The organism is Natrialba hulunbeirensis JCM 10989, assembly GCF_000337575.1.
GTDB classification, from domain to species: Archaea; Halobacteriota; Halobacteria; order Halobacteriales; family Natrialbaceae; genus Natrialba; species Natrialba hulunbeirensis.
In genome coordinates, this window is sequence record NZ_AOIM01000016.1 from 1 (window position 1) to 21,351 (window position 21,351).

The window sequence follows — 21,351 nt, forward strand, 5'->3', positions numbered from 1 at the left end:
ACCTACGAGGCGACGGACTATCTGGAGGGCGACGGCGTGACGGACGACGATATCGACGAACTCTACGGCGGGCTCAAGGAGACCTACTACGAACCCGCCGCGGTCGATGACCGCATCGCCCGCGAGTGGATGCGCATCCCGCACTTTTATCGCGCGTTCTACGTCTACCAGTACGCGACCGGCATCTCGGCCGCGCTCGCCATCGTCGACGACGTGCTGCCCGACGGCGCGGGCGGCGAGCCAGACCGCGAGGCTGCAGACGACTATCTCGAGTTCCTCCAGCAGGGCTCCCGAGAGTACCCGCTCGAGCTCCTGCAGATTGCGGGCGTCGACATGAGCAGTTCCGAGCCGATCGACCGGGCGCTTGCGACCTACGGCGAGCGACTGGACGAACTCGAGGAACTGCTCTCCTGAGCGGTTGACCGGCAATTGCAGGCCAATCCTGTCCTCCCGATTCGAAAACCCTCCGCGACCCAAAGGCACATTTATCGTCGGGGACTTATCCGTGCACGTCAAGATGTCTCGAAGCCCGTCTCTCCCCGAACGACCTCACCGCAATATCGATCCCGATCTCCCCGACGACGAGCGGATCGAGGCCCTTCGCGGGCACTATGCGGAACTCGTTGATGTCAACGAACAGCTCGAGAGTCAGCTCGATCAGACGACCGACCGCCGCGAGGACCTCCGCGAGCGCGTCGACCGCGTCGAGCGCGAGAACGAGACGCTCAAGAGTTCCTCGCTGTACATCGCGAGCGTCGAGGACGTCGTGGGCGACGGCGAAGTCGTCGTCAAACAGCACGGCAACAACCAGGAAGTGCTCACCGAGGTCGCTCCACGCATCGCAGAGCGCGTCGAGGCCGGCGACCGCGTCGCCGTCAACGACTCCTTTGCGATCCAGACGATCCTGGAGACGGAAACCGACGCGCGCGCACAGGCGATGGAGATCACCGAGCGACCCGAGGTCGGCTACGAGGACATCGGCGGTATCGACGAGCAGGTCCGTGAGGTCCGCGAGGCCGTCGAACAACCACTCATCGAACCCGAACGCTTCGAGGAAGTCGGCATCGATCCACCGAGTGGCGTCTTGCTCCACGGCCCGCCCGGAACCGGGAAGACGATGCTCGCGAAGGCCGTTGCCAACCAGACCGACGCCACCTTCATCAAGATGGCCGGCTCCGAACTCGTGCGCAAGTTCATCGGGGAAGGCTCGCGGCTCGTCCGCGACCTCTTCGAACTCGCCCGCGAGCGCGAACCGGCAATCATCTTCATCGACGAGATCGACGCCGTCGCGACGACGCGCACCGAGTCCAAGACCTCCGGTGACGCCGAGGTCCAGCGCACCATGATGCAACTGCTCTCCGAAATGGACGGCTTCGAGGCCCGTGGAGAGATCCGCATCATCGCCGCCACGAACCGCTTCGACATGCTAGACCGCGCAATCCTCCGTCCCGGTCGGTTCGACCGCCTCATCGAGGTACCAGAGCCGGACCGCGACGGCCGCGAACAGATCCTCGAGATCCACACCCGCGGCATGAACATCGCCGACGGCGTCGACTTCGCAGACCTCGCCGACGAAACCGACGGCTACTCCGGCGCAGAAATCGAGAGCCTGGCTACCGAAGCCGGCATGTTCGCCATCCGCAACGAGCGCGACGAGGTCCACCACGAGGACTTCGTCGACGCCTTCGACAAGATCGAGGCCGATGACTCGAGTGACGTCATCTCCTCGGCCGGCTACTTCTACCAGTAAGCGTCGCTCGGCGGGCTTCGACTCGAGTGCAGACACAGACCGCAAGTCCTTACGCGATCCGTCCCCGAACGCGAGTACAGCAATGAGTACGATCCGAATCGTTCAGGGCTCCGCGTCAGCCCCGACCAAAATGGCGTCCTACGACGCCGCCCTCGCCGACGCCGGCGTCGAAAACTACAATCTCGTCGCCGTCTCTTCCGTCATTCCTGCTGCTGTCGACGTCGAAGCCGTCGGCACGGCACCCGACCTTGGCCCCGCCGGCGAACGACTCACCGTCGTCGAAGCACGAGCGACCACCGCCGGCCCCGGCCAGGTGAGTGCCGCCCTCGCCTGGTCGCGATCCGCCGACCGCGGACCGGGTCTCTTCTACGAAGTCGCAGACGAAACCAATCCAGACGATGTCGAACACCGCGTTCTCGAAGGACTCGCCGCGGGCCAGGACCTGCGCGACTGGGCGTTCGAGGACTCGAGTGTCGCCGTCGAGCACAGCCAGGCCGAGCCGGGCGTGTACACCACGTCGCTCGTACTCGCCGTCTACGGCGAGAGCGAGCCGATCTGTTGAGACGAGTTCGGACCTAATCGGCGTTCTCACCAACTGTGCGAAGGCGAACCCTTTTCACCTGCCGGCCCGTTGCTACCCAATACGCTTCTCATGAACGGAAATACGCCGTACGCAGGGCTACCAGGGGAGACTGCTGCTGGTCAGCGTGCCGCAGCCGACGTTCCCGACCTCTCGAGTTCCCAGAAGCGGTTGTTACACCGCGATGTTTCGCGGATCGCCGCCCGGACTCGTGAGTTTCTTCCCAGTGAGTACGCGGTCGACGCGGACGTCTCGACGGGTGCAACCGGCCCGCAGGTGACTGTCGCCGTTCGCCCGCCGGTCGGCCACGCTGTCAGCGCTGGATTCACGCCGGATCTCGAGGATGTCTCCGAGGAGGTCATTACCTCTGACGAGCGTGACGAGGTCGCCCGCGGTCTCGCTGCGAGTGCCGCGCTGCAGGTGAAACAGGCGGTTAGCGATGCGATGACGCCGACGGCGAAGTAGTCGTCTCGGTACTGCTGCGGCTTTTTAGTATCCGTTGTCGCTATAACACACGACGCAAAAGCGATTGCGACAGCTACCCTCAGTAGAGCAACTGCTCGAGTTGATGCTGTCGCCTCCCCAGATCGATCGCCGGCTCGACCGACGGATCACGCTGGAGTCGATCCAGCACTAACAACGGATCAGCCCCGGCGCGCTCGACATCCCGCAGGAGCGTTTCGATCACCGACCGATTCATCGCCAGCGACTCGGCGAGTCCGATCGCAAGCGCCAGCGGAACGGCCTGTTCGGGAGTCGTCGGAAACGCGTCGCTGACACGCGAGAAGTCAGGATCGGTGGACTCGAGCTCGTCCGACTCCGACTCCGACTCCGACTCCGACTCGGCCGCGTCAGCGTCGTCGCCATACTCGAGTACCAGACAGTGCGTACAGAACGTACAGGAGTCGGGGGTGTGCGTGTGGTCGTCCGCGACGGAGACGGAACCGGCAGCAGAGAGAGCGCTATGGAAGTCGGCCGGCACCACGAAGCGAACAGTTGGGGAGCCACACGCGGAACAGGTCATCGTCTCGTGCAGTTGTCGTTGTAGTCGTGGTCGCGGGTGCAGTTACAGCCCCAGCCTCAGTTCCCCGGCACACCGCCCGTCGCCGGCGGCTCCATGTCCGCTTCGTCGATCTCGATATCGTCTTCGTCCGCCTCTGCCTCGCGAGCCTCCTTCTCTTCCTGTTCTTTCTTCTCCTTGATCTTCTTCAGGCGGAACGTCTCCTCACGCTCTTGCTCCTCGAGTTTCTGCTCGATATACTCCTGACTGTCGTAGAGATCTGGGAGGAGCTTGAACTCGAGTGCGTTGACGCGGCGCTTGGTCGTCTCGATTTCGCGGAGCATCTTCTTCATCGCCGTCTCGACCTCTGCGGCGAGGATGATGCTCTCCAGTAAGTCCTCGTAGGCTTCGGCGGCCTCGTCGATGCGCGCCGAGGTTCCCATGATACCGTAGCCGCGCTCGCTGAGGTCCTTCGAGACGCGCGAGGATTCGATCTGTGGGACGACGACGCCCATGATGTTCTTCGACTCGGTGGTGATCTCGGGGTGTTCCTGCAGTGCAGCGGCAGCACCGCGGACGGCAACGTCTCCCTCCATGGCGCGTGCCATGTTGATCTTGCGCTGGGCCTGGTCGTAGTCGTCGGCCAGATCTCCGCGGACGTCCTGGGCCTTGTCCAGGATGTCCATGAATTCCATGATCAGCCCGTCCCGTTTCTTCTCGAGTGTCCCGTGCCCGCGTTCGGAGAGTTCGATCCGATCCTCGATCTCCATCAGGTTCTTGCGGGTGGGCTTGACGTCCTTGGCCATGTTGTGGGGAGATTGCGCCCCCAGTCGGATAACTGTTTACAGTTGTGTTCGCTCGGCCTGACAGTGGTGTTCGCGAATGCGAGCCAGCGAGTAAGTCGATTACCCAAGAAAGAGGTCTGTCAGATCGTTGGTCTTGCCGCCCTTGTAGAGTTCGGCGTAGCCGCAGTTAGTACAGGAGACGACCCGGAAGCGCCGATTCTGGATGTCGAAGAACTTCGAGAAGCCGGTTCCGGTCGTCGAGATGTCGTCGACCTCCGTCTCGGTGTGACCGCACTTGAGACAGCCCTTTTGGTCGCTCCCGGTCCCGTGGCTGCCGTCGGTATTCACCGTGCTGTCGGCTGCGGATGCAGTCTCGTGGTCGTCGAACATACACCGAACTGCGGAGACCGGTAGCAAATATTTTGTGCTCCACACGACGAGGGAGAATCAAACCCATGGCCGCTGGATTTGCGTTCGTACTCATGCTGTTCGTCGCACTCGCGTTCACAGTCGGTCTCTACCTCCTGATCGCGGACGAAACGTCGAACCCGACAGTAATGGACCGCGAACAGGCTGAGGCGGAGGCCAAACGGCGCGGTGGGTTGCAGCAGGGACAGAACTACGAGGAGACTCACAACCACAACCGCAACTACAACGATAGCCACCATGACCACAGTGAGCGAGCCCCTCTCGAGTCCGATACCCGTTCCGACCGCGAGAGAGCAACCCGCTCGCGTTCCGACCACGGGAAGCCGAGTTCCGACGACAGCGACACGACTGAGGACACGTCTGGATGGGAATTCGATCACGAGACGTAAGCTGTAGAGCAGCCTCTACTGGGTCCGGTGAAACAGCCGCTACCCAGCCTGAGTACAGACAAGAAAGGAAACACGATCTGCCCGAGCGCTGTGGCGCTTAGGCTTCGACTTCGGCGGCTTCCGGCTCGTCTTCGCGGTAGTGCTCTTCGATGAGGTCCTCGTCGATCCGGTTGAGTGCCTCCTTCGGGAGGTCCGAGAGAAGGTCCCAGCCGAGTTCGAGCGTCTCCTCGATGGAGCGGTTGTTGTCGTACCCCTGCTGGACGAACTCCGTCTCGAAGCGGTCGGCAAAGTCGAGGAACTTGTTGTCCCGTTTGCTGAGCGCTTCACGGCCGACAATGTTCACGAGGTCACGCAGGTCCTCACCCTCCGCGTAGGCGGCGTACATCTGGTCGGAGACGTCGCCGTGGTCTTCGCGGGTCAGGCCCTCACCGATCCCGTCGTCCATCAGTCGCGAGAGCGATGGCAGAACGTTGACCGGCGGCTCGACACCCTGACTGTTCAGGTTCCGGTCCATCACGATCTGGCCTTCCGTAATGTAGCCAGTCAGGTCCGGAATCGGGTGTGTGTCGTCGTCGCCCGGCATCGTCAGGATCGGAATCTGGGTGACAGATCCGTCCTTGCCCTCGATACGACCGGCACGCTCGTAGAGCTGTGCCAGGTCGGTGTACATGTATCCGGGGTAGCCACGGCGACCCGGGACCTCCTCACGTGCGGCACCGATCTCTCGCAGTGCCTCACAGTAGTTGGTCATGTCCGTTAGGATGACCAGTACGTGGTAATCCTTCTCGAACGCGAGGTACTCTGCCGTCGTCAGGGCAAGTCGCGGGGTGACCTGGCGTTCGACTGCCGGGTCGTCCGCGAGGTTCATGAAGACGACGGAGCGCTCGAGTGCACCCGTGCGCTCGAAGTCGTCCATGAACTCGTTTGCCTCTTCGGCGGTGATACCCATCGCACCGAAGACGACTGCGAACTCGGAGCCTTCCTCGTCGCCGCCGTCTTCTTCCTCTGGGACAGTTGCCTGCCGGGCAATCTGGAGTGCGAGTTCGTTGTGCGGCAGCCCCGATCCGGAGAAGATCGGCAGCTTCTGCCCGCGAACCAGCGTGTTCATGCCGTCGATGGCGGACACACCGGTCTGGATGAACTCCTCTGGGTACTCACGCGAGTACGGGTTGATTGCCTCGCCGACGATGTCCTGTCGTTTGTCCGGGACGATTTCCGGGCCGCCGTCGATCGGGTTCCCGGAACCGTCGAGAACGCGACCGAGCAGGTCTTCGGTGACGGGCATCTTCATCGTCTCGCCCAGGAAGCGAACGGAGGCGTTGCGGTCGATACCGCCAGTGCCTTCGAACACCTGGATCGAGACGATTCCTTCACTCGATTCCAGTACCTGTCCGCGCAGGGTCTCGCCCTGTGGTGTCTCGATCTCGACGATCTCGTCGTAACCGACGGGTTCGTCGACCTCGGCGAACACCAGCGGACCACTGATTTCCGTGATAGTCTGGTACTCTTTCATTGTTAGTACAGTGCTCGCAGTTGGTCTTCGAGATCGCTCTCGAGTTCGTCGATGAACTCGTTCCACTCCTCGGCGGTGCCCATACGGTTGAGCCGCGGGGCAGCGTCGACGTTCTGAATCTCGTCGACCGGGACGCCAGCGTCGAGGGCGTCGAACGCCTCGTCGTTGAACGTCTTGATCGCCTGGAGCATCCGGTAGGTCTTCTCGGGCTCACAGTAGGTGTCGACGTCGTGGAGCGCGTTCTGCTGGAGCCAGGCCTCACGCAGGTAGCGAGCGACTTCGAGCGTGAGCTGCTGGTCTTCCGGCAGTGCGTCCTTACCGACGAGCTGAACGATCTCCTGCAGTTCGTCCTCCTCGTCTAGCACGTCGACGGCCCACTGGCGAACCACTGGCCAGTCGTCTTCGACGTTTGCCTCCCACCACGGGTCGAGCTGGTCCTTGTACAGCGAGTAGGACTCGTTCCAGTCAATTGCCGGGAAGTGCCGACGCTCTGCGAGGTCGGCGTCCAGTGCCCAGAACGTCTTGACGATACGCAGCGTGTTCTGGGTGACCGGCTCGGAGAAGTCCCCACCCGGTGGCGAGACTGCCCCGACGACCGAAATCGACCCTTCGCCGCCGTTGATCAGCTGGAACTTGCCGGCGCGCTCGTAGAACTCCGACAGCGACGCGGCGAGATATGCGGGATAGCCCTCTTCGCCGGGCATCTCCTCGAGTCGGCTCGAGATTTCACGCATGGCCTCTGCCCACCGGNAGGTGGAGTCGGCCATGAGTGCAACGTCGTAGCCCATGTCGCGGTAGTACTCTGCGATCGTGATTCCCGTGTAGATACAGGACTCACGCGCTGCGACGGGCATGTTCGACGTGTTCGCGATGAGACACGTCCGAGCCATCAGCGGGTTCCCGGTCTGCGGGTCGGGCAGCTCTGGGAAGTCCTCGATAACCTCGGTCATCTCGTTGCCACGCTCACCGCAGCCGATGTAGACGACGATGTCCGCGTCGGACCACTTTGCAAGCTGTTGCTGCGTGACGGTTTTCCCGGAGCCGAACGGGCCAGGAATCGCGGCCGTTCCGCCCTTTGCGAGCGGGAACAGGCCGTCCTGAATGCGCTGTCCGGTAACGAGCGGTTCAGTTGGGGTTTCCTTGTCACCAGCGGGACGGGCCTGTCGGACCGGCCACTCCTGGTGCATCTGGATCTCTTCGCCGTTGTCGAGTTCGGCGACCGTCTCCTCGACGGTGAACTCGCCGCTCTTGATCGAGGTGACCTCGCCGCCCTCGTAGTCCGGCGGCACCATCACCTTGTGGTCGATCGTGACAGTCTCGGGAACGATCCCGACGACGTCACCGGGCTCGACGGTGTCACCCTCTTCGACTTCCGGGGTGAACTCCCACGTCTTTTCGAGGTCGATACCGGGGGCGTCGACCCCGCGGTCGAGGAACGCCGTCCCCATCTTGTCCTCGAGGACGTCGAGTGGGCGCTGGACACCGTCGTAGATGGAGTCCATCATGCCCGGTCCGAGGTCGACACTGAGCGGTTCGCCCGTGTTCTGGACGGGTTCGCCCGGGCCGACGCCGGAGGTTTCCTCGTACACCTGAATCGTGGTCAGGTTCCCTTCGATTTCGATGACCTCGCCCATCAGCCCTTCGTCGCCGACGTAGACGACGTCGTTCATCCGGGCGTCGAGGTCCGTGGCGGTCACGACAGGACCACTCACGCTTTCGATTACACCGTCTTGATCGACGGATTCGATGTCTTCTGCCTGGCTCATAGTGTTACTCGCTGTCGCTGTCTTCTTCCTCGTCCTCTTCCATCAGGTCGATACCGATCGCGCGTTTGATCTGGTCACGTAGTCCGCCGCCACCGGTGCCGCTGCCGATCGTCACGACGACCGGTTCGACGCTGGTCTCGACGTTCTGGCGAACGTTTCGCGAGAGGTGATCGAGGTCGTCGTCGTGCATCACGACGATACCAACATCCTCGTCGTCTAACGCCGTCGTGACGGCATCGTCTAGCTCCGACTCCTTCTCGTCGTCCGGGACGTTTTCGAATCGGCGAACGCCCGCGAGTCGGAACCCAGTGGTGAACTCCGGACTGCCGACGACCGCAATTTCCTGGCTCATAGGATCACCAACTCCTCTTCGATCTCGCTCTCTGAGAGGCCGACTTCTCGACCCCGTGCGATCGCGCGAATGTTCTCGACCTCGCGCTCCTTGGCGAGAATGTACGACAGCACGGCCGACACAGAGGCCGGATAGATACTCGAGAGCGTATCAGCGTACTGGAGCAACGCAGCGTCTAGTGCGTGCTCGAACTGGATAAGGCTGTCAGCCTCGCGCAGTCGACCCAGTGCGCCCGAGAGTCGGTCGCCATAGCGCTTGTTCTCGGCGATATGGTCGACGAGCGCGTCGTAATCTCCGACGAGTCGGTTCAAATCCGACGCATCGAACAGCACACCGCCCTCGATGTAGTAGGCTGCCGGGTCCAGATCCGCGCCGCTGCGTGCGAGCCGCAGCGCGTTCCGGGCGTTCCGGAAGTCGATCTCGGCCTGGAGGAACTCGATGTAGCGCGCTTCCGGCCCCTCCTGGGGCTGCGTTCTCCCGGGGGATCGACTGACGTCCTCGAGTAGGTGCTCGTAGAACTCGCGATCCAGCGCGTTCTCGAGTGGCACGAGTGCGCCGGTCTCTTCGTACTCCTCGTGGGCGGCCGAGAGCGATTCGTAGAAAATCGTTCCCGACACCACTTCGATCGCATCCTCGATCGTGTCGACCTCGAGCAGTCGATCGATCGTCCGGTCGTCGAGTTCACCGGCGCGGATGAGGTCGGTCTGGACCTCCTCGGGATCGGTTTCGGTGTAGATCCCGCGGATGATCGTCTTCAGGTTCATGACGTCGAACTTCCGCAGGTAGCGAGAGACGAGGTCGTACAGTCGTCCCTCGGACCAGTCGAGGAGGTCCTCGAAGTGCTTCGCGAGGTTGCGGTTCAGGGCGTACTCGATCAGGTCGACGCCCGAAAAGCGCGTTCCGAGCGCGTTGACCTCGCGTTCGTACTCCGTTTCCTCCATGAACCGCGCGATTTCACTCGGCCCCATCCGGATCAGCTTCCGATAATCTTCGTCCGCGAACAGCGAGGCTCGGCGCGACCGAACGCGAGCGTTCACGTATTCCGGATTCGAGGCACCTATACTCATTGCTCGAAGAGTTGGTTGCTGATCTCCCGGAGGTTGTCTTCCCACACGTCCTCGAGTACCGAGTCGAACGTGTTGTTGACGCGAACACGGGACTGTTCGCTCTCGACGACGACGCCGCCGAGACAGTCGTACTCGCCGGCGAACGCGTAGCCGTCGTAGTCATCGAGGATCGACTCGATCAGGTCCTGGTCGTCTGCGCGACCGTAGACGCTGACGTCGTCACCCTCGTCGAACTCCGTACTCGCAGCGTCGAGGAGTGCACGGGTGAGCTCTTCACGCGTGTCGCCCTCGAGTGCGGTGAGTTCGGCCTCGACTTCTTCGCGGACGTCACCGAGGACGTCGCGGCGGGCCTCCAGGCGCTTTTGTTTCGCCTCCAGTTTGGCACTGGAGAGTCGCTGTTCGCGCAACTGCTCGATCTCACGGTCGGCCTCCTGCTCGGCCGACTCGCGGATCTCCTCGGCGTCAGCCTCGGCTGCCGATTCGATCTCCTCGGCGCGAGCCTCACCCTCGTCGCGGATGTCCTCCGCACGCGCGTGGGCCTCATCTCGAATGTCTTCTACGACTGTGTCCAAACTCATTGTAAGAGAAGGGGGACGGAGTTATCCGACGATGAAGACGACGACCAGTGCCAGAATCACGAGCGTCTCAGGAAGGACGGTCATGATCAGGCCCGGAACGAACATGTCGTCGTCCTCGGCGATCGCGCCGACTGCAGCAGCGCCGATACCGCGCTCTGCGTAGCCAGCTGCGAGTGCTGCCAGACCGACTGCGAGTGCTGCTGCGGCCTCGGCGTAGCCGACCGAGAGATTCTCTGCTGCTTCTGGACTCATTGCCTCTCCGTTCTGCAGTACGATGTCAAGTGCTTCGATCATTTTTGCTTAGTCCTCACTGCGGGTTCGATCGTGTCCGAACGGTTCGTAGTTCTTTCCACCGCCTTCATAAAACTTCCCAAAGAACTCGACGTACTCGAGCCTGATACCCTGTAATCCGGCACTTGTGATACCAAGTAACAAGACCAGAATGTGGCCAAGGATCAGGACGACTACACCGAACGCGAAGGCGGCGATTGCGACCGCGCCGTCGCCCATGTGGAAGAGTCCGGGGAACATCTCGACGGATCCCTCGGGAATCTCGTTCCACGGTGCGGCGAACGGGCGGCCTCCTTCGGTCGTCTCGTAGGCACCAAAGGTCAGCAGGTTGACGACGAACGCCATCCCACCCTTTGCGAGCAGGACTGCCGTCATCCGGGCGTACGAGACGACGTGTGCGAACGGCATGGCGAACTCTGCGAGTTCGACCGGGTCACCGATGGCCAGCAGGGCGAGTCCTGCGATGACCATCAGGAACGGGATGGTGACTTCGAAGCCGCCGAGATAGGCGATATCGGCCGGGACGGTGAATACGTCCATCAGCCCGAAGCCACTGAAGCCGAAGTCGAACGGCTGGCCGTCGAATGCCGTGAAGATGAAGTCCGGCTTGACGCCGGCTGCCTGGGGCGTAAACACCCAGATCCAGATACCGTTGAGCATCAGGAGCCACGAGCCGCTGTGGGTAATCGCTCCCCAGAGACCGTGCCCGTGCTGGATGTTCTCGATGAAGTCGAGAATCCAGGCGATGTTCAGGTGCATCACACCGAGTGCGACGGCGACGATCAGCCACGCGTAGACGAAGTCAGCCGTCGCTGGTGAGAGTCCCTTATCGCCCATCGGCGCGCCGCCCTCGCCGAAGATCATGTAGCCGAGTTCGTGTAGACCGAAGAACTCGCCGAACAGGATCCCGAAGAGGATCGTGAACGCACCAGCCCAGATCGCAACGCCACCGAGACTCGAGATTCCTGGGCTATCGAATCCCTTGTACATGTAGAACCCGATCAGAACGTACAGCAGTCCGTACCCGACGTCGCTGATCATGAATCCGAAGAACAGCGGGAACGTCAGGAACAGGAAAATCGTCGGATCGAGTTCGTTGTACTTCGGCCGATTGACTGCCTGCACCAGCATTTCGAACGGCTTCGCCGCCGACGGATTATCCTGAATCGTCGGCGGTTCGTCGCCCATCGTTACCGCAGAGCCGCCGTCCGTGACGGCCTTTTGCTGTTGCTGGTTGTCGTCTTCGTTCGCGTCGGCCGACGCTTCGTCGTCTTCTTTCGCATCCTGCGTCCCCTGATGGATGTCATCCGTATGGGTCCGACCGTGGCGGTCGTAGCTCGCGCGCTCGAGTTCTTCGATCTCGAGACTGTCGCCGACCGCATTACGCAGGGCCGTCTTGAGCCGCTCGAGTTCGTCGGACGGAACCCAGCCCTCGGCGATGAAGGCTCGGTCACTCGTCGCGAACTGCAGCGGCGCTTCCGCACGCTGCACCTCGATGGTCAGCTCTGCCTCGAGCTGGAGGAGGAACGAGCCCTCCTCGCGCTCGATTCGCTCGAGTTCGTCGTCGATCTCGTCGATCCGGGACTCGAGTTCGTACTTGCGATCCTCGAGTTCGGAGACGTACGCCGACGGACTCTGTTCGGTGTCCGGCACGCCGTATCGCGTGAACTCGATGCCGACGAGCGCGTCGTCGATGACGTTGTCGGCGTCAGTGTCGCCAGCATCTGCGACCGGATCGATCTCACCGGTCGGTGCAGCGACGATCGCGACGACGTCACCGCTGGTGAACGTCTCGTAGGCGCGGACGTCCTCGGCTGCCTCGAGTGCAGCATGGACCTCCGCCTCCGAGCCTTCACCGACGAGCACGTCGACCGTGTCGTACCCCGACAACAGGTCGAGGTCGATACCGAGTTCTGCGAAGGGCGCAACGCGGTCGATCCGTTCGTCGACCTGTCGCAGCTCCTCACGAACCTCGGTCCGCTGGTCGTCGAGTTCGTTGATCCGCGTGCGAACCTCCTCCAGTCGCTGCTCCCAGTTCTCCTCGAGTGTCCCCTGACCCGATGCCTCCGCTTCGGACAGGCCAAGGGTGCTCTCGAGTGCCCGGACGGTGACGAGCTTCTCGGAGGCGTCATCGGCACCCTCGATCGGGTTGCCGTTGTCGAACCCCTCCCAGGAGCCGTCGTAGTCCGAGAGATGTACTAGATTCAGCTCGTGGATCGTCTCGATGACCGTGGGCATGACGCCCTTGGAGCCGGTCACCGAGATCTTGCTCATCCGTTCAGGTCTGAGCATGGACGTCCTCCTGGAACAGGGAGACGACGTGGTCCGTCACCTCGTCGACTCGGTTCTGGGCACGCTCGGCTAGCGCCTCGCGCTCCTGTTCACCCTCCTCGAGGACGCGCTCGCACTCCTGATCGATCTCGTCACGCGCCTCTTCCAGGCGACGTTCTGTGAGATCTCGCGCCTCTTGTTCCGCTTCCGTGCGAATTTCCTCGGCACGTTCCCGGGCCTCGGCTATTCGCTCGTCGCGGTCGTTTTCTGCCAATGCGACGATCTCGTCGGCCTCTTCCTCCGCCGACTTAATTCGTTCGAGAACCTGTGGCCTCGGCATACTCTAAGCAAGGGAACGTTTGCGACAGCGCGTATATGGTAGTTGCGAAAGTACCTCGGTTCGAGTCGCCTCGAACCACCGCCTCGGTGGCGCTCACGCCGGCGCGCTCCGGCGCGGAACAGCAGACATATCCCGGTTCGCCGAAAACCCCTTCGACAATGGGAATTCTCGAGAACAAAGCCCGTGCACGGCTGTTCTACAAGTACCTCTCGAAGGTCTACGATCAGGTGAACCCCTTCATCTGGAACGAAGACATGCGTGCGGACGCGCTATCGCTCCTCGACTTCGAGGAGGACATGACCGTGCTCGACGTCGGCTGTGGGACCGGCTTTGCGACTGAGGGACTCCTCGAGCACGTCGAGGAAGTGTACGCACTCGACCAGAGCGAACACCAACTCGAGCAGGCCTACGCGAAGTTCGGCAAGCACGCCCCACCGGTGCACTTCCACCGCGGCGACGCCGAACGGCTCCCGTTCGCGACCGATACGTTCGACGTTGTCTGGTCCTCCGGCTCAATTGAGTACTGGCCGAACCCCATCCTTGCGCTCCGCGAGTTCCGCCGCGTTCTGAAGCCCGGTGGACAGGTACTGGTCGTCGGTCCCAACTATCCGGACAACGTCGTTGCCCAGCACCTCGCCGACTCGATCATGCTGTTCTACGACGAGTACGAAGCCGACGAGATGTTCAAACGCGCCGGCTTCGAGGACGTCAAACACGCGTTCATGGGGCCGTCCTACGATCCCGACGTTGCGATTACGACGATCGGCCGCGCACCGCAGTGAGCGGGCTACGGCCGGACCTCGATTTTTGATCTTCTACTGTTGACAGCCACGAGATACCGACTCCACGAGAGCAATCAGCCGGACTCACTCCGAAACGACCCTACATCCACTCCGAAACTAACCGAAACCCGCTCTGTAACACCCGCTACTCACTCCGCAACCGACTCCAACTCGGCAACCCGTGACCCCTCAATAGCGACTTTTACCCGAACTGTCGACCCCGACTCGAGTGTCGGCTCGTTCGTGCCCGCAAGCGTAACGCTCGCCCGCTCGCCCGTCTTCCATGTGGACTCACTCTGCGCATTGAACGGCCCCTCCGGACTCCCACGGAATCCCTCCGCACCGACGTACGGAACTGGTGGCTGGTACTCGAGTGCGGTGCCATCGACGGTCACGTGCAGCGATAGGTCTTCCACGTCGATCTCGTCGCCAGCCGTGTGTTCGAAGGTGAGTTGACCTGTTTCGCTATCAGCTGTCAGTTCGAACGCTGCGATGGGAGGTGGTGATCCGAGAGTCCAGCCTGACAGAACGAGTGCGATAGCCCCAACGAGAAAGACGGTGAGTACGAGTAGCGTGATGGTGCCGACAACGGGACTGACCGCTCGCGGAAGAGCACACAGTGACCGTACCCCGTGTGACGACTGCCGACGATCTGCAGACACGGAACGCGTTGGTTTCGTCTTCCAATATAAATCGTTGGACGAAGAGAAGAACGAACGGCCCAGTGGAGGCCTCGATTCCCTGTAGACGGGCCAAATCGACCGGGGATGCGTTAGCTGTCACCCACCGGCCGTCACCCGTCAACTATCAGCGCTCAGCAGTTAACTGTCAACTGTCAACTGTCAGCAGTCACCCGTTCGAGACCGGTGCTGTGACGCTCTCTGTCTCACCATCGATCGTAAGGTTGTACGTATCTGCGGGCGGGAGATACGTTATCGAACCGTTTTCATCCGTTTCGCCGATTTCCTGGCCATCGATTCTGATGGTCGCCTGCAGCGGTTCGTCGCTGCCATCTTCGGTAACGGTTAGCTCTGTTGGACCGATTGCTGGTGTTTTGTTGAACGTTCGCTCGATACTCCCCGTCGATTTGGTTTCCGTCTCGACCGCTGGCAGTGAGCTGACCGACACCACCTGTGATTCACGGTAGACATCGCCAGTACCAGCGTCGACATAGATGTCTAGTTGTCCGGTATCGTGAGGGAGGTCGACCCAGTAGAGGTTTTCGAGGCTATTGTCCTGATAGTGTGGTGAGCCGTGATCGTGAGCCCATGGGTACTGCTGGGCGATGTCGTCGATCATCTGATCGATTGACTCGTACTGGTTCGGTGCACCCGCATCGCGGTTATCAAACCGAACTGTTTCCGTTCTGTACGTATCTCCATCCAGTGCCGAGAGTCGGTACCCATTCTCTGCGGTCTGGACGCGGAATTCATAGGGCGTGCTCGAGTCACTGACTTCGCTCGCCGATGCGATGGTTTCACGAATCGGTGTCGTATGGAACTCTAGAAGCGTTCGATCGGCACGGAACTGTTGTCGCTGGGAGGGAATGACATCGATATCCTCATCGTCTGCAAGCACGTCAAGCGTTTCCTCGAGGGCAGTTGCCTCGTAGTAGTTCTGTAACAACACCTGAATCAGTTCACCGTCCGTGAGGTCTCCCGCCTGATGTTGGCGGACGGCCTCGCGCTCTCTGTCCTCGAGCGCAGTAATCCGCTCTTTCGTTTGATTGTAGGCGGATTCGATTCGGTCCGCACGATCCGACCCGTCTACGTCAGCTAGCTCACGCTCTGTGAGATTGTACTGCTCATATTGGACCTGCATTTGTGTCGTGGTTTGTGCAAATGAGGTCGCAAGATTGGGTTCGATCGTACCGTAGGAACCACGAATTTCGCCAGCAAGCGGTAACTGGTTCGAGGTGTTTTCGATTTCGACGGGGGTTGTCTGTTCGACTGTCTGCTGTTGGAGGGCCTGCTGCTCATCGAAGTCGCCAGAGGCTCCGTGGGACGGAGATGCCGCGACAACTGTGATCGCGGGCAGCGAACAAACGAGAAGCAACGCGAGGAGGACAGGGGTCGCGCTGTTCATTGTGCAGCCGTAGGAACTCCTGATACAAAAACTGGTCGCACTTGCGAACTCACTGGTTTTCAATACTACACTGATTGATTACTGTTCAGGGCAACAAGACGTGAACCGAGACACACAATCGCCATGCACAGAAGAAACACGATACACGGAGTCAGCAACAGCGTACAGGACTGATTTCAGGCCAATTTACGACGTAGTTGTCTCCTCTCAGAATTAGAACTATCTTTTTCATCGTCTCAGAACTGCAGTAAGCAGTCGTTGTCCGCTCTGGAGACGTTTTACGACCGTCGATAACGTTTTATTTGTCGATGGAAAGGGTTTTTTCCCCCGGGAAACCACCAGTTGATAGGTATGCGGTTGTCCACCGCCGTTACACTCACCTTCGTTGCCCTCCTCGTCACTGCCGCTTCCGGTGCAGTGGTCGCGATGCCGACTGCGGCTGCCGGTGATCCTGTTGCGGGTCCAGAGACCGACCCCCAGGCAGGATTCGAGCAACCAGCAGTCCAATCAGCGGTTTCACCGGCCAGTGTCGGATTTTCGGACGATAACTCCCCCGAGATTGATCACATTATACGGCTCAACGTGAGCGACACTGGCGATGCTCACTGGAGTCACGAGTACCGGTTCGTCCTTGAGGACGAAGACGACGTGAACGCCTTCACGGAGTTCGCTGCGGATGTCGTTGCCGGCGAACGCCACGCCGAGACGCCGATACAGGCCGTTCGAAACCAGGTGTCGATAGCTGACGCCGAAACCGACCGTGAGATGTCGATCGTCGGCGCTGGCTGGGACGGCTACGACGTTCGGCCGTACGACGATGACATCGAAACAGAGAACGATCCCGACGGCACCCACGACGAAGAAATCGGCGTTATTACGTACACGTACACCTGGACGAACTTCGCAGAGACAGATGGTGATCGAATCTATCTCGGCGACGCGCTCCAGACGAGTAACAGTGACCGCCCCGCGATCACTGCACTCGGTGCGAGCCAGCGACTGGTCATCGAATCACCACCGAACTACGGTTTGCAGACGCCAACGCAACTCTCCTGGAACGGCTATCACGAGTTCAGCGACGACGAGTTCGATATTGTCTTCCTGCGTGGCGCCGAGCCGAGTAGTTCCCTCTCGTGGTTCTCGCTCCCACTGGTACTTGGCGCCAGTCTACTTGCGGTCGTCCTTGCGTTCGGCGTCCTTGCTGCCTATCGGTACAGCAGGGACGAGCCACTCCCTGGAGTCCCACACATTGCTTCGCTCCTCGGTATCGGGGCAGCAGAGACCGACAGTGCAGACGCGGATACAGAGACAGCCACCCAGTCCGACCCAAGACAACCCGCACAGGGCAGGGCCACCCACTCTCCCGACTCAGGCTCGGGGTCAGGGTCGCCACCACCGAATACCGCTGGCGACGGCACGCAACTCGAGTTCACCGAGCCTGCGGACGAGGATATCGACCCAGAGTTGTTGAGCGACGAAGAGCGAGTACAGCGGATGCTCGCGGGTAACGGTGGCCGAATGAAGCAGGCGGCGATCGTCTCGGAGACGGGCTGGTCGAACGCGAAGGTGTCGCAGTTGCTGTCACAGATGGACGAAGATGGGCAGATCGAGAAGTTGCGGATCGGTCGTGAGAATCTGATCACGTTGCCGGAAGTCGATCCGACTGAGATCGACTGAGCGGTTCGATTTGTACGCGATACGTTCGGTACACGGTATCGAGAACACGATGACCGAGTCGTAGCTGGATGCGACAACCGATGACCGGGTGACGATGGCTCCGAAATGAGCGCAAGCAGTAAGCAACCGGCGGTATGAAGACAGTAAAAAGCGTGCCCGATAGGTATTTCATGCGCGACTCACAGTCGTTTGTATGGAAACCTTCGGCATCGTTGCAGCTGGTCTTTTCGTATCCGGCTGTGCGTACTCGCTGCTTCGCGTATACTGGGACGACGATGCAGTCAACTGGCTTGGATAGCGGAAAGAAACGGGACCGGTCGTGGTTACGCTACCGGCGTTCGCTCGCGGGACAACGATCTACGCCAGCGGCGTTCGCTCGACGACCTGACCGTCGTAGCTTGGATACTGCTCGACGATTTCACCGTCATCGAGATCGCCCTCTTCGATCATCTCCTCTAGCAGCCACCAGGCGATCTCGACGTGCTCGGACTTGACGGTGTAGAACTCTTCGGGAACGCCGAGTTCGGCGAAGCGTTCCGGTTCGGTGTAGGTCTTCCCGTAGACCAGCGTGCCGTCGTCGGTCACATCGTCGAACTCGCGGCGGACGTTGCGGGCCATGCGCTTGAGTCGCCGGCGGTGCTGGGCGGCGTCCTTGAACACGGAGGTACAGAAGTAGACGCGTTCGTGGTCGCCCATCACCTCGAGGATATCATCGCGGGAGCCGTCGACGGCGCTCATGTGGCCCTCCTTGAGCTCGTAGCCCTCCTCCTGCATCCGGCGGTAGTTCCCCTGGGACATTTCGAACTCGTTGACGTTGCAGAAGTCCGCCGCGCCCTCATCGAGGAACTCGAGGAACTCCTCCTCTGCGCGGATGCCGGGAATCTCGAACGCGGGGGTGAGTCCTTCTTCGCGGGCGATGTAGAGGATATCCTCCCACTCGGTGCCGTGGAGGTCACCCCACAGCTCGTACGGTGGGTGGAACCGAATTTCGTCGAGGCCGGCCTCCGAGAGCTTACGCATGTTCTCTCGCCCACCCGTGATGCCCGTGTAGAGGTGGGTGTGGTGATCCTCGCCGAACTCGTCTTTCAGGAGTTCGAGATAGTGGCAGGTGCGCTCGAGTGCCTCCTGTGGTTCGCCGCCCGTGATCGAGGTGCCGAGGGCGTCCATCCGGTAGGCCTGCTCGAGGACGTCCTCGTCGGACTCGACGCGGCGTTCGTTCGCGTAGACGTCGGTGACGTTCTTGCGATTCTCGCCGAGTGGGCAGTAAAAGCAGTCGCGCTGGTCGCAGTACCCGTAGACGAACAGCACCATCTTGCCACCCTTCGCGCACTGCTCACAGCCCTTCGAGATCATTCAGTACACCGGGTTATCGGCGCGCGTTCAAAAACCGCACGGATCCATACTGCTGTGACGGTCGATTCGGGCAGTGTTGGTAGTTCACACGGCACTCCGGAGCACTGGCAGGGAAGTTACAACGGCCGTAAGCGCGGACAGCCCAGAAAAGGCATATACCGCCCGGACGAACAGTCGGCTGATGCTGCTGGTCCTCTGTGTCGACCTCGACGACGACCTCGGTCGCAAGACCGGGTTCTCGACGCCGGTTATCGGCCGCGACCCCGTCGAAGAGGCAGGCGTCGCGCTCGCAACTGCGGACCCGGAGGACTCTGACGTCAACGTCATCTTCCAGGGGCTGCACATCTACGACGACCTGGACGCACGCGACGAGAGCGTCGAAGTCGCCGTCGTCACCGGCAACGACGAGGGCGACGTCAACGCCAACCGCGAGGTCGGCGACGAGGTCGACACCGTCCTCGCGAGTCTCTCCACCGCGGAGGACGTCACCGCCCTCGTCGTCACCGACGGCGCACAGGACGAATCCGTTATCCCGATTATCCGCTCGCGCGTGCCGATCGACGGCGTCCGGCGCGTCGTCGTCAGACAGGCCCAGAACCTGGAGTCGATGTACTACACCATCAAACAGGTGCTCGACGACCCCGAGACGCGGGGTACAATCCTGATCCCGCTTGGCATCCTGTTGCTCATCTACCCGCTCGCGCTAATCGGGAGCGCACTCGAGATGCCCGGCTTCGTGCTCGGGACCACGTCGGCGCTGCTTGGGTTCTATCTCATCTCCCGCGGCCTCGGACTCGGCGAGCGACTCGACACGGCCGTTGAGCGCGCTCGGCGGTCGCTGTACGCCGGTCGGACGACCCTACTCGCGTACGTCGTCGCGGCGGCACTGTTCGTCCTCGGCGGTGTGAGCGGCGTGAATACGCTCGAGTCGGTGCAGGCGGACACGACCGGTGACGTCGGCGTGCCCGTCATGATTGCCGCGCTGGTGTATGGCTCTGTCCAGTGGATCGCCGCCGCGGGCGTGACGACCAGCCTCGGCCAAATCACCGACGAGTACATCGCGGGGACACTCGAGTGGCGCTATCTCAACGCGCCGTTTTACGTGCTGTCGATCGCGATTGTCCTCTATGCGGTGAGTGCGTTCTTCCTGGATGAGGCAGGGATCGCGTTCCTCGCGGCGGCGTTGACGGCGGGGACGCTGCTGGGGATTGTGAGTACGCTGGCGTTTGCGATCGTCGAGTCGCGGTTATCGGGATCGAAGGGGGAGCAAGAAGAACGGGCGAAAGCGGATCGGACTCACTGAGTGGCCGTTGGACACTGAGTGGTCGCTGCAGATGTAGATTGTGGTCGGGGAGTATGACGATGGTGGTGACGCTATTGCACCTGCTATCGTTCGCGTTCGACGACAAACTCCGCAAGCTCTCGGAGATACAGCTCTGCCTCCGGATCGGCAACCTCGACCCGGTCGAGCGCCTCGAGCGCACGGTCTGCCTCCGCTCGCGCACGCGAGTTGGCTTCGTCGGGTGTGAGATCGGTTACCTGGACGACTGAGGGGCGGTCCATCTCGGCGTCGTGACCGGTCGGCTTGCCGAGTTCCTCAGCATCAGCGATTTCGTCCAGCACGTCGTCTCTGATCTGGAAGGCGATGCCGACGCGTTCTGCGTACTCACCGAGGGCTTCGACCGTAAACCCGTCCGAGCCAGCCGCGATCGCACCCAGTTCGGCTGCGGCGCGAAAGAGCGCGCCGGTCTTGCGGCGAGCGAGTGTCATGTACTCCTCCTCGTTCGATGGCATGGCCGAGAGTTCGGTCGCCTCACCGACGCCGAGTTCGACCATCGACTCGGTAACGACGCGCATCGCGTCGGGGTCGGACGCGAAGAGTTCGAAGGCCTCCCCGAGGAGGCCGTCGCTGGTGATGATCGCCGGCCCGTAGCCGAACTCGGCCCAGGCGCTTTCGGTGCCGCGGCGTAGCTCCGAGCGGTCGATGATGTCGTCGATGACGAGCGAGGCGTTGTGGACGAGTTCGATACCGACACCGAACTCGACAGCCTCCTCGGCGGTCCCGCCCACGGTCTCGCAGGCGAGAATCGTGACCATGGGTCGGACGCGCTTGCCTCCAGAGAGCGTGACGTGGCGAACCTCATCGCTGAGCGTCTCCGGGTCGACGCCGTCGACGACCTCGTGGAGTCGCTCTTCGATTAGCGCCCGCCGGCGCTCCAGCAGTTCCATTGCCAACGTTTAGGCAGGTGGCAAAAAGTACGTGACGGTTCGGACGATGCCCGTGTGAGCGTGTCTCGTTCCACACAGGACAGCGCTGAGCGGTCGGTTCGGTTCTTTCTGTTA

General features: G+C 61.4%; 23 protein-coding genes. 8 read left to right on the forward strand and 15 right to left on the reverse strand.

The features are described 5' to 3' along the window. From C483_RS06530 to C483_RS06545, 4 genes are all read left to right on the forward strand, one after another. On the forward strand, positions 1 to 414 hold a 414-nt coding region (locus C483_RS06530), incomplete at its 5' end, for a M3 family metallopeptidase (RefSeq protein ID WP_006652568.1). 103 nt (positions 415 to 517) lie between these two features. Further along, positions 518 to 1,750 (forward strand): proteasome-activating nucleotidase Pan2, encoded by a 1,233-nt coding sequence (pan2, locus tag C483_RS06535; RefSeq protein WP_006652569.1) that lies wholly within the window; start codon positions 518 to 520, stop codon positions 1,748 to 1,750. 82 nt (positions 1,751 to 1,832) lie between these two features. Continuing rightward, the gene (locus C483_RS06540; protein ID WP_006652570.1) at positions 1,833 to 2,312 is read left to right on the forward strand and encodes a pyruvoyl-dependent arginine decarboxylase; all 480 of its coding nucleotides are present in this window, start codon (positions 1,833 to 1,835) and stop codon (positions 2,310 to 2,312) included. Positions 2,313 to 2,402: 90 nt separating this feature from the next. After that, entirely contained in the window at positions 2,403 to 2,795 is a 393-nt protein-coding gene (locus C483_RS06545; RefSeq protein ID WP_006652571.1) for a DUF5811 family protein, read from the forward strand. Between the two features lie 79 nt (positions 2,796 to 2,874). On the opposite strand, the gene C483_RS06550 is transcribed toward C483_RS06545, so the two are convergent. From C483_RS06550 to C483_RS06560, 3 genes are all read right to left on the reverse strand, one after another. Next, positions 2,875 to 3,354: a DUF6276 family protein gene (locus C483_RS06550; protein ID WP_006652572.1), complete on the reverse strand. Its 480-nt coding sequence runs from the start codon at positions 3,352 to 3,354 to the stop codon at positions 2,875 to 2,877. Between the two features lie 56 nt (positions 3,355 to 3,410). After that, positions 3,411 to 4,136: a V-type ATP synthase subunit D gene (locus tag C483_RS06555; RefSeq protein WP_006652573.1), complete on the reverse strand. Its 726-nt coding sequence runs from the start codon at positions 4,134 to 4,136 to the stop codon at positions 3,411 to 3,413. Positions 4,137 to 4,235: 99 nt separating this feature from the next. Continuing rightward, positions 4,236 to 4,505 (reverse strand): zinc ribbon domain-containing protein, encoded by a 270-nt coding sequence (locus tag C483_RS06560; protein ID WP_006652574.1) that lies wholly within the window; start codon positions 4,503 to 4,505, stop codon positions 4,236 to 4,238. A gap of 65 nt (positions 4,506 to 4,570) precedes the next feature. On the opposite strand from C483_RS06560, the gene C483_RS06565 reads away from it, so the two are divergent. Beyond that, positions 4,571 to 4,933: a hypothetical protein gene (locus tag C483_RS06565; protein WP_006652575.1), complete on the forward strand. Its 363-nt coding sequence runs from the start codon at positions 4,571 to 4,573 to the stop codon at positions 4,931 to 4,933. Positions 4,934 to 5,030: 97 nt separating this feature from the next. Here the strand turns inward: C483_RS06565 and C483_RS06570 are convergent, their stop codons facing one another. The 8 genes from C483_RS06570 to ahaH form a co-directional block, all read right to left on the reverse strand. Continuing rightward, a complete protein-coding gene (locus C483_RS06570) occupies positions 5,031 to 6,446 on the reverse strand; it encodes an ATP synthase subunit B (protein WP_006652576.1) in 1,416 nt (471 codons plus the stop codon). 2 nt (positions 6,447 to 6,448) lie between these two features. Then, positions 6,449 to 8,212 carry an ATP synthase subunit A gene (locus C483_RS06575; RefSeq protein WP_006652577.1) on the reverse strand — a complete coding sequence of 588 codons (1,764 nt, stop codon included), beginning with the start codon at positions 8,210 to 8,212 and terminating at the stop codon, positions 6,449 to 6,451. Positions 8,213 to 8,216: 4 nt separating this feature from the next. After that, positions 8,217 to 8,564, reverse strand: coding sequence for a V-type ATP synthase subunit F (locus C483_RS06580; protein WP_004268038.1), 348 nt, complete (start codon positions 8,562 to 8,564; stop codon positions 8,217 to 8,219). After that, entirely contained in the window at positions 8,561 to 9,631 is a 1,071-nt protein-coding gene (locus tag C483_RS06585) for a V-type ATP synthase subunit C (protein ID WP_006652578.1), read from the reverse strand. The genes C483_RS06580 and C483_RS06585 overlap by 4 nt, the downstream gene beginning before the upstream one ends. Beyond that, the gene (locus C483_RS06590) at positions 9,628 to 10,209 is read right to left on the reverse strand and encodes a V-type ATP synthase subunit E (protein WP_006652579.1); all 582 of its coding nucleotides are present in this window, start codon (positions 10,207 to 10,209) and stop codon (positions 9,628 to 9,630) included. The genes C483_RS06585 and C483_RS06590 overlap by 4 nt, the downstream gene beginning before the upstream one ends. Positions 10,210 to 10,230: 21 nt before the next feature. Further along, positions 10,231 to 10,503, reverse strand: coding sequence for a hypothetical protein (locus C483_RS06595; protein ID WP_006652580.1), 273 nt, complete (start codon positions 10,501 to 10,503; stop codon positions 10,231 to 10,233). A 6-nt stretch (positions 10,504 to 10,509) separates the two neighbouring features. Next, positions 10,510 to 12,774 carry a V-type ATP synthase subunit I gene (locus tag C483_RS06600; protein WP_006652581.1) on the reverse strand — a complete coding sequence of 755 codons (2,265 nt, stop codon included), beginning with the start codon at positions 12,772 to 12,774 and terminating at the stop codon, positions 10,510 to 10,512. Positions 12,775 to 12,778: 4 nt separating this feature from the next. Further along, positions 12,779 to 13,111, reverse strand: a complete 333-nt coding sequence (ahaH, locus tag C483_RS06605) for an ATP synthase archaeal subunit H (protein ID WP_006166741.1) — start codon at positions 13,109 to 13,111, stop codon at positions 12,779 to 12,781. Positions 13,112 to 13,269: 158 nt separating this feature from the next. Here ahaH and C483_RS06610 point away from each other — a divergent pair, with 158 nt between their 5' ends. Beyond that, entirely contained in the window at positions 13,270 to 13,893 is a 624-nt protein-coding gene (locus tag C483_RS06610; RefSeq protein WP_006652582.1) for a methyltransferase domain-containing protein, read from the forward strand. A gap of 149 nt (positions 13,894 to 14,042) precedes the next feature. Here the strand turns inward: C483_RS06610 and C483_RS06615 are convergent, their stop codons facing one another. Together C483_RS06615 and C483_RS06620 are read right to left on the reverse strand one after the other, a co-directional pair. Next, positions 14,043 to 14,555, reverse strand: a complete 513-nt coding sequence (locus C483_RS06615) for a type IV pilin (protein WP_006652583.1) — start codon at positions 14,553 to 14,555, stop codon at positions 14,043 to 14,045. Positions 14,556 to 14,742: 187 nt separating this feature from the next. Continuing rightward, on the reverse strand, positions 14,743 to 15,978 hold the full coding sequence (locus tag C483_RS06620; protein WP_006652584.1) for a DUF7096 domain-containing protein: 1,236 nt from the start codon (positions 15,976 to 15,978) through the stop codon (positions 14,743 to 14,745). A gap of 351 nt (positions 15,979 to 16,329) precedes the next feature. Between C483_RS06620 and C483_RS06625 the strand changes: the two genes are divergently transcribed. Continuing rightward, a complete protein-coding gene (locus C483_RS06625) occupies positions 16,330 to 17,655 on the forward strand; it encodes a helix-turn-helix transcriptional regulator (protein WP_006652585.1) in 1,326 nt (441 codons plus the stop codon). A gap of 357 nt (positions 17,656 to 18,012) precedes the next feature. Here C483_RS06625 and C483_RS06630 read toward each other — a convergent pair whose 3' ends face one another. Beyond that, complete coding sequence (locus C483_RS06630; RefSeq protein WP_006652587.1) at positions 18,013 to 19,008, reverse strand: radical SAM protein; 996 nt, start codon at positions 19,006 to 19,008, stop codon at positions 18,013 to 18,015. A 181-nt stretch (positions 19,009 to 19,189) separates the two neighbouring features. Here C483_RS06630 and C483_RS06635 point away from each other — a divergent pair, with 181 nt between their 5' ends. Next, positions 19,190 to 20,311 (forward strand): DUF373 family protein, encoded by a 1,122-nt coding sequence (locus C483_RS06635; protein WP_006652588.1) that lies wholly within the window; start codon positions 19,190 to 19,192, stop codon positions 20,309 to 20,311. 83 nt (positions 20,312 to 20,394) lie between these two features. Here C483_RS06635 and C483_RS06640 read toward each other — a convergent pair whose 3' ends face one another. Beyond that, complete coding sequence (locus C483_RS06640; protein ID WP_006652589.1) at positions 20,395 to 21,237, reverse strand: polyprenyl synthetase family protein; 843 nt, start codon at positions 21,235 to 21,237, stop codon at positions 20,395 to 20,397. Between the last annotated feature and the right edge of the window lie 114 nt (positions 21,238 to 21,351).